The organism is Streptomyces sp. NPDC026377 (genome assembly GCF_055567715.1).
In genome coordinates this window covers 520,612-532,476 of record NZ_JBVHPV010000001.1, presented here as the reverse complement: position 1 = coordinate 532,476, position 11,865 = coordinate 520,612, and the positions used below count along the sequence as shown (strand labels likewise).

General features: G+C 72.6%; 10 protein-coding genes. 8 read left to right on the top strand and 2 right to left on the bottom strand.

The window, feature by feature from the left end; all coding sequences use genetic code 11:
- The first annotated feature begins 72 nt into the window (after nucleotides 1-72).
- The 7 genes from ACZ4MU_RS02255 to ACZ4MU_RS02225 all read left to right on the top strand — a co-directional run bounded on the left by ACZ4MU_RS02255 (nucleotide 73) and on the right by ACZ4MU_RS02225 (nucleotide 6,732).
- On the top strand, nucleotides 73-408 hold the full coding sequence (locus tag ACZ4MU_RS02255) for a YbaB/EbfC family nucleoid-associated protein (RefSeq protein WP_079126087.1): 336 nt from the start codon (nucleotides 73-75) through the stop codon (nucleotides 406-408).
- Between the two features lie 137 nt (nucleotides 409-545).
- Entirely contained in the window at nucleotides 546-1,145 is a 600-nt protein-coding gene (gene recR, locus ACZ4MU_RS02250; protein WP_358833676.1) for a recombination mediator RecR, read from the top strand.
- Nucleotides 1,138-1,797, top strand: coding sequence for a DUF5063 domain-containing protein (locus ACZ4MU_RS02245; RefSeq protein ID WP_365100510.1), 660 nt, complete (start codon nucleotides 1,138-1,140; stop codon nucleotides 1,795-1,797). Before recR ends, ACZ4MU_RS02245 begins: the two co-directional genes overlap by 8 nt.
- Before the next feature lie 326 nt (nucleotides 1,798-2,123).
- Complete coding sequence (locus ACZ4MU_RS02240) at nucleotides 2,124-3,404, top strand: aspartate kinase (RefSeq protein WP_467869830.1); 1,281 nt, start codon at nucleotides 2,124-2,126, stop codon at nucleotides 3,402-3,404.
- Nucleotides 3,401-4,456, top strand: coding sequence for an aspartate-semialdehyde dehydrogenase (locus ACZ4MU_RS02235; protein WP_467869828.1), 1,056 nt, complete (start codon nucleotides 3,401-3,403; stop codon nucleotides 4,454-4,456). The genes ACZ4MU_RS02240 and ACZ4MU_RS02235 overlap by 4 nt, the downstream gene beginning before the upstream one ends.
- A 294-nt stretch (nucleotides 4,457-4,750) precedes the next feature.
- Nucleotides 4,751-5,422 carry a SigE family RNA polymerase sigma factor gene (locus ACZ4MU_RS02230; RefSeq protein WP_467869826.1) on the top strand — a complete coding sequence of 224 codons (672 nt, stop codon included), beginning with the start codon at nucleotides 4,751-4,753 and terminating at the stop codon, nucleotides 5,420-5,422.
- Between the two features lie 242 nt (nucleotides 5,423-5,664).
- On the top strand, nucleotides 5,665-6,732 hold the full coding sequence (locus ACZ4MU_RS02225; protein WP_467869824.1) for a hypothetical protein: 1,068 nt from the start codon (nucleotides 5,665-5,667) through the stop codon (nucleotides 6,730-6,732).
- Nucleotides 6,733-7,280: 548 nt separating this feature from the next.
- Here the strand turns inward: ACZ4MU_RS02225 and ACZ4MU_RS02220 are convergent.
- Together ACZ4MU_RS02220 and ACZ4MU_RS02215 are read right to left on the bottom strand one after the other, a co-directional pair.
- Nucleotides 7,281-8,045, bottom strand: coding sequence for an SURF1 family protein (locus ACZ4MU_RS02220; protein ID WP_467869822.1), 765 nt, complete (start codon nucleotides 8,043-8,045; stop codon nucleotides 7,281-7,283).
- Nucleotides 8,046-8,243: 198 nt separating this feature from the next.
- Nucleotides 8,244-10,010: a S9 family peptidase gene (locus tag ACZ4MU_RS02215; RefSeq protein ID WP_467870606.1), complete on the bottom strand. Its 1,767-nt coding sequence runs from the start codon at nucleotides 10,008-10,010 to the stop codon at nucleotides 8,244-8,246.
- A gap of 242 nt (nucleotides 10,011-10,252) precedes the next feature.
- Between ACZ4MU_RS02215 and ACZ4MU_RS02210 the strand changes: the two genes are divergently transcribed.
- Nucleotides 10,253-11,758 carry an LCP family protein gene (locus ACZ4MU_RS02210; protein ID WP_467869820.1) on the top strand — a complete coding sequence of 502 codons (1,506 nt, stop codon included), beginning with the start codon at nucleotides 10,253-10,255 and terminating at the stop codon, nucleotides 11,756-11,758.
- The last annotated feature ends 107 nt before the right edge of the window (nucleotides 11,759-11,865 follow it).

The following is an 11,865-nucleotide window of genomic DNA, read 5'->3' as shown; positions in this document are numbered from 1 at the left end:
TCCGGCCCGGAACAGACAGCAACAGCAGTCAGCAATCAGCAGTCAGCAGTCGACGTGAAGACGGAGTGCACCGTGATCCCTGGTGGTGGCCAGCCCAACATGCAGCAGCTGCTCCAGCAGGCGCAGCAGATGCAGCAGGACCTCGCCCGCGCGCAGGAGGAGCTCGCCGCGACCGAGGTCGACGGCCAGGCCGGCGGCGGTCTGGTGAAGGCGACCGTGACCGGCTCCGGCGAGCTGCGCGGCCTCGTCATCGACCCGAAGGCGGTCGACCCGGAGGACACCGAGGGTCTCGCCGACCTGGTCGTCGCGGCCGTCCGCGCGGCCAACGAGAACGCCCAGCAGCTCCAGCAGCAGAAGCTCGGCCCGCTGGCGCAGGGCCTCGGCGGCATGCCGGGCCTGCCCTTCTGAGACGGGCGCGCAGGACGGCCGCGCCCCGCGGCCGGTACCGCCCATGTGAACAGTGGTGAACAACGCGGGTCCGCCCTTCTGCGGCGCCCGCCCACCAACTACCGTAAGCACCCGGAAGACCCACGAGAGGCAGTCCGTTGTACGAAGGCGTGGTCCAGGACCTCATCGACGAGTTGGGCAGGCTGCCCGGCGTCGGTCCCAAGAGCGCGCAGCGGATCGCCTTCCACATCCTCCAGGCCGAGCCCACCGACGTCCGCCGCCTCGCGCACGCCCTGCTCGAAGTGAAGGACAAGGTCCGGTTCTGCGAGGTGTGCGGGAACGTGGCGCAGCAGGAGCGGTGCAACATCTGCCGCGACGCCCGCCGCGACCTGGCCGTCATCTGTGTGGTGGAGGAGCCGAAGGACGTCGTCGCGATCGAGCGGACCCGTGAGTTCCGGGGCCGCTACCACGTGCTCGGCGGCGCCATCAGCCCCATCGAGGGGGTCGGTCCGGACGATCTGCGCATCCGCGAGCTGCTCGCCCGGCTCGCCGACGGCACGGTCACCGAGCTGATCCTGGCCACCGACCCGAACCTGGAGGGCGAGGCCACGGCGACGTACCTCGCCCGCATGATCAAGCCGATGGGCCTGCGGGTCACCCGGCTGGCCAGCGGACTCCCCGTCGGGGGAGACCTTGAGTACGCGGACGAGGTCACGCTGGGGCGGGCCTTTGAAGGAAGGCGACTTCTCGATGTCTGACGCAACGCTGCACGCGGTCAACCAGGATCCGGACTCCTTCGCGGTCCAGATCGCCGACCAGGTCGAGTCCTTCATCGTCGCGGTCACCGAGGTGGCCAAGGGCGACGAGCCGGACAGCGCCGTGCCGTTCCTGCTCCTGGAAGTCTCCCAGCTGCTGCTCGCCGGGGGCCGCCTCGGCGCGCACGAGGACATCGTCCCGGACGAGCGGTACGAGCCGGACCTCGGCCCCGAGCCGGACGTCGACGACCTGCGCGAGCGGTTCGCCGCCCTGCTGGAGCCGATCGACGTGTACTCGGAGGTCTTCGACCCGTACGAGCCGCGCAAGGCGCCCGTCCCCTGCCGGATCTCCGACGACCTGGCCGACGTCGTCACCGACCTGCGCCACGGCCTCGCCCACTACCGCGCGGGCCGCACCAGCGAGGCCCTGTGGTGGTGGCAGTTCTCCTACTTCTCCAACTGGGGCTCCACCGCCTCCGCCACCCTGCGCGCCCTGCAGTCCCTGGTCGCCCACGTCCGCCTCAACCAGCCCCTGGAGGAGCTGGACGGCCTGGACACGGACGAGGACCTGTCCGAGGACTCGCTCGCCGACGAGGCGGGGCGCGTGATGGCCGAGGAGATCGCGGGCCCGCTGGGTCTGCGTACGGTCAAGTAGCCGCCGTACGGCCTGGAGGCCCGTGTACGGTCGAGAGGTCCCCGTACGGTCGAACGGTCACCGGCGCGGTCGAACGGTCACCCGCGCGGGGCGGCGCCCGCCGTCCCGTTCCGCGGCGCCCCGCCGCTCTGTGAGCCGTCCCACACCATGCGTACATGCGGGGCGCAGGGGCAGGTGCGCCTCCACGAGCGGACCGGATCCGACCCCCCCTCCCGGGACTCCCCGCATCGCGAGCGGGACATCTCACGATGTGGCACCTCCCGGGCGGATCCGGCCCGCTCGTTAGACTGAGCCGACCGCAGTAATGAACCGAGCGAGGAGCGCACGTGGGCCTTGTCGTGCAGAAGTACGGAGGCTCCTCCGTTGCCGATGCCGAGGGCATCAAGCGCGTCGCCAAGCGGATCGTGGAAGCCAAGAAGAACGGCCACCAGGTGGTCGTCGTGGTTTCCGCGATGGGCGACACGACGGACGAGTTGATCGATCTCGCCGAGCAGGTATCCCCGATGCCTACCGGCCGTGAGTTCGACATGCTGCTGACCGCCGGAGAGCGGATCTCCATGGCCCTGCTGGCGATGGCGATCAAAAACCTGGGCCACAACGCCCAGTCGTTCACGGGCAGCCAGGCCGGCGTCATCACGGACTCGGTCCACAACAAGGCGCGGATCATCGACGTCACGCCGGGCCGCATCCGCACCGCCCTCGACGAGGGCAACATCGCGATCGTGGCCGGGTTCCAGGGCGTGTCCCAGGACAAGAAGGACATCACCACGCTCGGCCGCGGCGGTTCCGACACCACGGCGGTCGCCCTCGCGGCGGCGCTCGACGCCGAGGTCTGCGAGATCTACACCGATGTCGACGGCGTGTTCACCGCCGACCCGCGGGTGGTCAAGAAGGCCCGGAAGATCGACTGGATCTCCTTCGAGGACATGCTGGAGCTGGCCGCGTCCGGCTCCAAGGTGCTGCTGCACCGCTGCGTCGAGTACGCACGTCGCTACAACATCCCGATCCATGTGCGGTCGTCCTTCAGCGGACTGCAGGGCACCTGGGTCAGCAACGAACCACGTTCCCAGGCGGAAGGTCAGAAGGTGGAGCACGCCATCATCTCCGGAGTCGCCCACGACGTCTCCGAGGCGAAGATCACGGTGGTCGGGGTCCCCGACAAGCCGGGCGAGGCCGCGGCCATCTTCCGGACCATCGCCAACGCCGAGATCAACATCGACATGGTCGTCCAGAACGTGTCGGCCGCCTCGACCGGGCTGACCGACATCTCCTTCACGCTCCCCAAGGCCGAGGGCCGCAAGGCCATCGACGCCCTGGAGCGGGCCAAGGCGACCATCGGCTTCGAGTCGCTGCGCTACGACGACCAGATCGCCAAGATCTCGCTGGTCGGCGCCGGGATGAAGACCAACCCGGGCGTCACCGCCGGGTTCTTCGAGGCGCTCAGCGACGCCGGGGTCAACATCGAGCTCATCTCGACCTCCGAGATCCGCATCTCGGTGGTCACCCGCGCCGACGACGTCAACGAGGCCGTCCGCGCCGTGCACACCGCCTTCGGCCTCGACTCCGACTCCGACGAGGCGGTCGTCTACGGGGGCACCGGACGATGACCCGCAAGCCGGCGCTCGCGGTCGTCGGAGCGACCGGGGGCGCCGGCGCGGTGCTGCTCCAGATCCTGTCCCAGCGCGCGGACGTCTGGGGCGAGATCAGACTCGTCGCCTCCCCGCGCTCGGCGGGCCGCAAGCTCGCGGTGCGCGGCGAGGAGTGCGAGGTCCTCGCGCTGGACGAGGAGGCGCTCGACGGCGTCGACGTGGCCCTCTTCCTGGTGCCCGAGCAGGTCGCCGCCCAGTGGGCGCCGGTCGCCGCGGCCAAGGGCGCCGTGGTCGTCGACACCTCGGCGGCCTTCCGGGCCGACCCGGACGTGCCGCTGGTGGTGCCCGAGGTCAATCCCCATGCCGTACGGATGCGTCCGCGCGGGATCGTGGCCTCCCCGCACTGCGTCACTCTCGCGCTGATCGTGGCGGTGGGCGCGCTGCACGCCGAGTACGGCCTGAGCGGGCTCGTCGTCTCCACGTACCAGGCGGTCAGCGGCGCCGGCCGGGCCGCGGTCGCGGCCCTGCGCGGACAGCTCTCCCTCGTCGCCGGTACGGAACTGGGCACCGGACCCGGTGATGTGCGCCGGGCCGTGGGCGAGGACACCGGTCCTTTCGCGGCGCCGGTGGCGCTCAACGTGGTGCCCTGGTGCGGGGATCCGGCCGAGGACGGCTGGTCCTCCGAGGAGCTGGGGCTGCGCGAGGAGACCCGCAAGGTGCTCGGTCTGCCGCGGCTGGCGGTGGCCGCGACCTGTGTCCGGGTCCCGGTGGTCACCACCCACTCCGTCTCCGTCCACGCGACCTTCGAGAACGAGGTCGAGGTGGCGCGGGCCCACGAGATCCTGGCCACCGCGCCCGGCGTGGTGCTCCTGGACGACCCGGCCGCGGGGGAGTTCCCCACGCCCGCCGACGCGGTCGGCACCGATCCCGCGTGGGTGGGACGGGTGCGGCGCTCGCCCGACGATCCGTACGCGCTCGATCTCTTCGTCTGCGGCGACAATCTCCGCAAGGGCATGGCTTTGAACGCCGCTCAAATCGCCGAACTGGCGGCCGCCGACTTCCCCGGCTGAATACCAGAGCGATTTCCCGGCGAGAAGGCCACAGACTTTGTACGATCTGTGAACGCTCTGTGAGCAAGTCGCTGGTCTGTACCACTTGAACTGCGCCGTTGCCCTGTTACACGATTCATTTCCGTGTCCCTGCAACCGGCAGCCCGGCATGGAGCGTCTATGCGGTCGCCCATCAAGGCGCCGTAAATATCGGGGCATTGGGGAAGAGCGAGTACGCATGAGGGCATTTGTCGCACTGTCAAAAACGGTGCCGTACGCGTACAACCCTGACGGGGGGAAGCGTGTCCAACTGGCGTGGCAGAGGTACTCGACATCACCGCGATCCCGGTGCGCGGCTCAGTGGTCCGCCCGCTCCGGCGGCCGCGGCCTTCCGGCGGCATGCCGGTGATCGCCCCCGTGCCGACCGCGCGCCCCACCCGCGTCCCCGCGCAGCCGACGCCGGCGCGCGAGGGCACTGACGACGCCATGGCCGCGGGCACCACCGTCGACCACCTCACCGAGACCTACCGCGCGCACTACCGCTCGCTGCTCGGGCTCGCCGCGCTGCTGCTCGACGACACGGCCTCCTGCGAGGACGTCGTCCAGGAGGCGTTCATCCGCGTCCACTCGGCCCGCTCGCGCGTGCGCGAACCCGAGAAGACGCTCGCGTATCTGCGCCAGACCGTAGTCAACCTCTCCCGCTCCGCCCTGCGCCGCCGCATCCTCGGGCTCAAGCTGCTCTCCAAGCCGATGCCCAACATGGCGAGCGCCGAGGAGGGGGCGTACGACCAGCTGGAGCGGGACGAGCTGATCAAGGCCATGCGCGGCCTCCAGCGCCGCCAGCGCGAGGTGCTCGTGCTGCGGTACTTCGCGGACATGACCGAGTCCCAGGTCGCCGAGACACTGGGGATATCCCTGGGCTCGGTGAAGGCGTACGGCTCGCGCGGGATCGCGGCCCTCCGGATCGCCATGGAGGCACCGGTATGAGCGCCAAGTGGAACGCGGGATTCGAAGACAGGGGGAACGAGGGGGACAGGGACACGGGGGGCCGGCGGGGAGACGGCGGGGAGCGCGGCGACCACCGCGGGCTCCGGGGGGAACACGGACACCACGCGGACCGCCACATTGGGGACCGCCACTACGCGGACCGCCACCAGGCGGACCGTCACCACGGGGAGAGCACATACGGGCCCGACCGCCCTTGGGACGACCGGACTGGAACCATCATTGTGAACGACCCCTTCCCACCTGGCCTCACCCCCGACGAGGACGCGCTGCGGCGGCTGATGCGGGGCGCCGTGGACGGCCTGGAGCCGTCCGACGGGGCCCTGGACCATCTGCGCAGGGCCGTCCCCGCCCGCCAGGCCCGCAAACGGCAGGCGGTGGTCGGGGCGGTCGCCGCGGCGCTGCTCATCGGCACCGCGATCCCCGCCTTTCTGCACGTCGCCAACACCGGCGGGACCTCCGAGGAGCGGCCCACCATCGCCGGGCACGGCGAACAGACCCAGGGCGGCACCGGCGCGGCGCCGGGCGTGGAGGACGGTGAGCGGACAGCCGGGCGGTCCTCCGGCCGCAGCACCCCCGCCCCGACGCCGAGCGGCACCGTGAAGTCCCAGGAGCCCGGCCGGACCCCCGTCGGCGGCACGGTGGGGGGCCCGAGCGCACCCGCCGACGGGCCCGCGCAGGTCGACTCACCGGCCTGCGACGCCACCGAGCTCGGCGTGAAGTCCGCGCGCATCAGCAAGCCCGACGCCGACGGCAAGGTTTACGGCACGTTCCGCGTCGCCAATGTCTCCAAGAAGCTCTGCCAGGTCAGCGGGGCCGGCAAGGTCGACTTCCAGGCGCTCGGGGCGGCCGACGCCTCCCGGATCACCGTCGTCGACCACGCCACCGGCGACCCGGCGGCCGGGCTGCCCGACCCCTCGCTGGAGGCCACCGGACTGGTGCTCAAGCCGACGGCCGCGTACGAGGTCAAGTTCGCCTGGGTGCCGTCCGAGACCTGTCCCAAGCCCCAGCCCTCGCCCGATCCCTCGCCGTCGACGGCCGGGGGCGGTAGCGGCGGGGCGACCGCCGGTACCGGCACGGGCACCGGCACCGTGACGGCGACGACCGGCACCCAGCCGCAGCTGGCCGCCGTCGATCCGGCGACTCCGGCGGCCCCGGCGGCCGGGAAGGTCGCGGTGACCCATGTGGCCGAGCCCGGCGCCCCGACGGCCGAGGCGACCATCCCCAACGCCTGCGCCGGAACGATCTACCGCACCGGAGTCCTGGAGGCCCCGGCACCGCCGTCCCCCTGACCGCTGCGGTCGGGCGGGTCCGGTGTCCGCCTGCGGGCCGGCCGGCACTGGGTTGCCGGCGCAGTTCCCCGCGCTCCTGTTGGGCCGGGGCTTTGTCTGGGGGGGGGTGGTTGCTCGCGCAGTCCCCCGGCACCCCTGAAAGGCCGGTGTTCATCTGCGGCTTGGTGGTGGGCCGGTCGCGCAGTTCCCCGCGCCCCTGAAACCCCTCGTTCGTCTGCGGACCGTGGGCGGTTGCTCGCGCAGTTCCCCGCGCCCCCAAAACCCTCGTTCGTCTGCGGACCGTGGTCGCTTCTCGCGCAGTTCCCCGCGCCCCTAAAAGCCTGTGGCTGAGCTGGTCTCTCCGGCGGACCCCGACCCCCTAGGGGCGCGGGGAACTGCGCGAGCGACCACCCACCGGCCCGCAGACAAAGCCCGGGCGGATCAGGGGCGCGGGGAACTGCGCGAGCGACCAGCCACCGGCCCGCAGACAAACACCGGGCCAAAAAGGGCCGCGGGGGACCGCGCAGGCAGCCACAGAAGGGCCACGGGCGGGGCGGGGCGCGGGCGGGTCAGCCCGTGGCGCTGGGCTCGGGCGCCAAGCCCAGCTCCGCGTCCTCCACCGCCTCAGCCTCTCGCCGCAACAACCGGAACCACATGAACACCACGAACCCGGCGAAGACAAACCACTCCCCGGTATACCCGAGGTTCTGGAACGCCTTCAGATCCAGCCCGGTGTTCTGCGGCTTCACGGCCGGCACCGCCGTCATCCCCGAGTCCGCCGCCGTCAGCGTGACCCACGCGTCGTACACCTCGTACGGCACCAGGTTCACCAGCGATGCCGCGCTGATCATCCCGAGCTGCCCCCGGGGCAGCCCGCCCGAGGCGTTCACCCCGTCCGTCCCGGGCGTCTCGGACGCCTGGAGCGCCCCGGTGACGGTGACCTCGCCGGTGGGCGGCGCGGGCGCCGGGCGGCCCTCGGGCAGCCATCCGCGCACCACCGGCAGCGCCTTGCCCGTGTCGGTACGCAGCAGGGTCAGCACATACGACCCGTCGCGGCCCTCCACCCGCCGGTCCGGCACCAGGAACTGCTCCCCGTACCGCCCGGTCGCACTCGCCGTGCGGCCCGAGGTCTTCTGGTCGACGGGCAGCAGCTCGCGCAGCGGCGCGGCCTTCTGCTCGGCCGGGTCGGGCCGCTCCTCGGCCGCGTTGTGCGACTGCACGCGGTCCTCGAAGCGGCCGAGCTGCCAGGACCCCATGAACACGCAGAACGGGATGGCCAGCACGACGAAGACGTTGATCCCCCACCAGCGGGGCGTCAGCAGGAACCGGTACACACCACCACGGTACGGAATCCCCCCGGGGTCCCGGGCCTCGGGGTGCCCGGGGTACGGGGGTCCGGGACCGGGAGCGTGAGCCGCCCCCCGGCGGGCGCGGGCGCAGGGCCCGGGCGCCCAGGAGTGCCCGGGGCCCGGGAGTGCCCGGGCGCGCCCAGGGTGCCGCGTGTCCGGAGCCACCGGGCGCCCGGGGACGGTTCAGCTCCCCAGATGCCTCCCCGCGAACTCCAGCTCCAGCCGCACCTGCTTGATCCGCTCCTCCACCACCAGCGAGCCGTGCCCCGCGTCGTAGCGGTACACCTCGTGCACCGCGCCGCGCGCGGCCAGGCGGTCCACGTAGTTCTCGACCTGGCGGATCGGGCAGCGCGGGTCGTTGACGCCCGCAGAGATATAGACGGGCGCCTTCACCGCGTCCACATACGTCAGCGGCGACGACGCCTCGAAGCGCTCCGGCACCTCCTCCGGCGTGCCGCCGAGCAGCGTGCGGTCCATCGCCTTGAGGGCTTCCATCTCGTCGTGGTACGCCGTCACGTAGTCCGCGACCGGCACCACCGCGATCCCGAGCGCCCACGCGTCCGGCTGGGTGCCGAGGCCGAGCAGGGTCAGATAGCCGCCCCAGGACGCACCCGCAAGGACCAGCCGGGACGGGTCGGCGAGGCCGGACGACACCGCCCACTCCCGGACCGCCGCCACGTCCTCCAGCTCGATGAGCCCGACGCGGTGCTTGAGCGCGTCCGTCCACTGTCTGCCGTAGCCCGTGGAGCCCCGGTAGTTGACGCGCACCACCGCGTATCCGTGGTCGACCCAGGCCGCCGGGCCCGCCGCGAACGCGTCGCTGTCGTGCCAGGTCGGGCCGCCGTGGAGCTCGAAGACCGTCGGGAACGGGCCCGCCCCGGCCGGCTTCTGCACCAGCGCGTGGATACGGCCCCCGGGGCCCTCCACCCACGCGTCCTCCACCGGCACCGAGGCCGGTGCCTTCATCCCCGGCGGGTCGAGGACGACCGCGCCCGTGGTGGAGCGCACCTCGAAGGGGCGCGCCGCCGAGGACCACAGATACTCCACGGTCCCGTCGGGCCGGGCCGTGGCGCCCGAGACGGAACCGGCAGGGGTCTCCACCTCGATCAGCTCGGCCGCCGCCAGGTCGTACCGGAACAGCTCACTGCGGGCCTCGAAGCTGTGGACGACGAGCAGCCCCGAGCCGTCCGGATACCACTCCGCCACCACGTCACCGGGCAGTTCGAGCGCGAGCTCGGTCTCCTCGCCGGACGCCACGTCCCACACCATGGGCTCCCAGCGGCCCCGGCGCTGGTGGGCGATGAGCAGCCGGGTGTCGCCGGGCAGCGGTGCGAAGCCCAGCACCTCCAGGCCGAGCTCCTCGGCGCCGCCCTTGGTGTCGTCGAGCTCGGCGGCGGTGGAGCCGTCGAGCCGGACCACGCGCAGCGCCGAGTGCATCGCGTCGCCGTGCTCGGTGTGCTCCAGGGCGATCAGCGTGCCGTCGTGCGAGAGGTCGCCGACGCCCGCCGACTCGCGGTGCCGGTAGATCTCGACCGGGGCGGCCCCGGGCCGGACGACGTGGACCGTGGTGCCGTCCTCGTCGGTGGAGCGGCCGACCACCGCCGTCCCGTCCCGGCCGAGCGCGAGGCCCGCCGGGTAGGACGGCTCCAGACCGGGCACGGCGGGCTCGTCGGCGCCCCCGCCGAACGGCTGGCGCATCCACACGCCGAACTCGTCGCCGTCCGTGTCGTTGAACCACCAGATCCACTCGCCGTCCGGGGACAGCACCCCGTCCGTCGTCCCGTTCGGCCGGTCCGTCGCCTGGCGCTGGGCCCCGCCGGCGCGGTCCCATGCGTACAGCTCGTACGTCCCCGTCGCGTTGGACACGAACAGCGAGCGGTCCGGGGCGTCCTCCGCCCAGTCGGGGAGCCCGACCCTGGGCGCCCTGAACCGCTTCTCCCACTCCGGCATCTCGTTCATGGACCCCATCATGCGCCGCCGCGCCGACAACCCGCCCCCACCGTCCGCAGCCTGTGGACAACTATGGGCGTGGGCATGCCGAGCGGGCCCTGCCGAGCGGGCCGGGAGCGGTCGGGGGTGCGTGTCGTCCGGCCGTGCGGCTTCCGCTCGTCCTTCCACGCCCGGCGACTCTCCCCTAAGACTTGCTACATTGCGCAACTGTACAACCCATCGGTCACGGACAGGGCGTACGCATGGCAGGCACCCAGAAGGCGGGACAGACACGCGGCGGACCCCGGGCAGGCGCGGGCGCGTCCCCGGCGGGGCGCGGACGCGGCAGGCTGAGCCTGCCCGTGGCCCTGCTGGTCCTCGCGGCGGCCGGGCTCGGCTGGGGCTACCTCCAGCTCGACGGTGGCATCCACACCTTCGACGACGGCGGGATCTCGGGCGAGCGCCCGGCCGCCTCGGTCAAGGGGCAGAACGTCCTGGTGATCGGCTCGGACTCACGCGCTGGCGACAACGTCCGGTACGGCCACGGCAGCGGTGACATCGGCCGCTCGGACACCGCGTTCCTGATGCACGTCCACGCCGACCACCAACACGCCACGGCCGTCTCCCTGCCCCGCGACGCCCTCGTCGACGTGCCGCCCTGCAAGCTGCCGAACGGCGAATGGACCAGGACGCGGCACGACGTGATGTTCAACTCGGCGTTCTCCGTGGGCGACACCGCCCAGGGCAATCCGGCCTGCACCCAGAACACCGTCGAGAGGCTGACCGGGCTGCGCGTCGACCACACCGTCGTCGTGGACTTCGCGGGCTTCGCCCGGATGACCGAGGCCGTGGGAGGCGTCCAGGTCTGCGTGCCCGAGGACGTCTACGAGGGAGATCTCGACCCGAACCGCCACGCGCGCGGGGCGCGGCTGTTCCCGCAGGGCGTCCAGGAGGTGTCCGGCCAGAAGGCCCTCGACTACGTACGCATCCGGCACGGCATCGGCGACGGCTCGGACATCGGCCGGATCCAGCGCCAGCAGGCGTTCGTCGGCGGTCTCCTGAAGAAAGTGAAGCAGCAGGGACTCGACCCCACCACCCTGCTCCCGCTCGCCAGGGCCGCCACCGGGTCCCTGACCGTCGACGCGGGCCTCGGCTCGGCCGACAAGCTGATCTCCTTCGCCATGTCGATGAAGAGCGTCGACCTGCACAACACCGAGTTCGTCACGCTGCCCTGGCGGTACGAGGGCGCGCGCGTGGCCATCGAGCGGCCGCAGGCCGACGCGCTCTTCGCGGCCCTGCGCGCGGACCGCACCGTCGGCGGCAAGGACGCGAGCGGCAAGGAGGCGGGCGGCGGGCAGGAGCAGGACCGGACCGCCCCACCGGCCCCGAGCGCGCCCCCGCCCGGCGCCGGGGTGGCCGTCGCCGTCCGCAACGGCACCACCACCGACGGCCTGGCGGCCCGCGTCGCCGTGTCCCTGAAGGCGGGCGGCTACCGGGTCACCGGCACCGCGACCGCCGCCTCCCAGGACTTCGTCCACACCGTCATCGAGTACGGACCGGGCGAGCGCACCCACGCCGGCACGCTCGCCCGGCGTTTCCCCGGCGCGCTGCTGCGTCCGGCCGGGACAGCGGGGCTCACCGTCACCCTCGGCTCGACGTACGCGCAGCCCCCCACGGGCACCGCCCCCTCCGCCGCAGCCCCCTCCGAGGGCGCCCGGAAGGCCCGCTCGGCGGACGACGACATCTGCTCAGGAGTCTCGTACGGGTGAGCCGCCCCCGGCCCGCGTACGGGCAGGGGGGGCGGCCAGGGCCTTCGGCGGTCGTGCCACCGGGGAAGGGCGCAGCCGTTCGTCCGCCGTACGCCCGCGCCTCACAA

Coding starts and splice junctions, on each gene's coding strand:
- ACZ4MU_RS02245 (WP_365100510.1), top strand. CDS start 1,138: ATGTCTGACGCAACGCTGCACGCGGTCAACCAGGATCCGGACTCCTTC.
- ACZ4MU_RS02235 (WP_467869828.1), top strand. CDS start 3,401: ATGACCCGCAAGCCGGCGCTCGCGGTCGTCGGAGCGACCGGGGGCGCC.
- ACZ4MU_RS02215 (WP_467870606.1), bottom strand. CDS start 10,010: ATGCCGGAGTGGGAGAAGCGGTTCAGGGCGCCCAGGGTCGGGCTCCCC.
- ACZ4MU_RS02210 (WP_467869820.1), top strand. CDS start 10,253: ATGGCAGGCACCCAGAAGGCGGGACAGACACGCGGCGGACCCCGGGCA.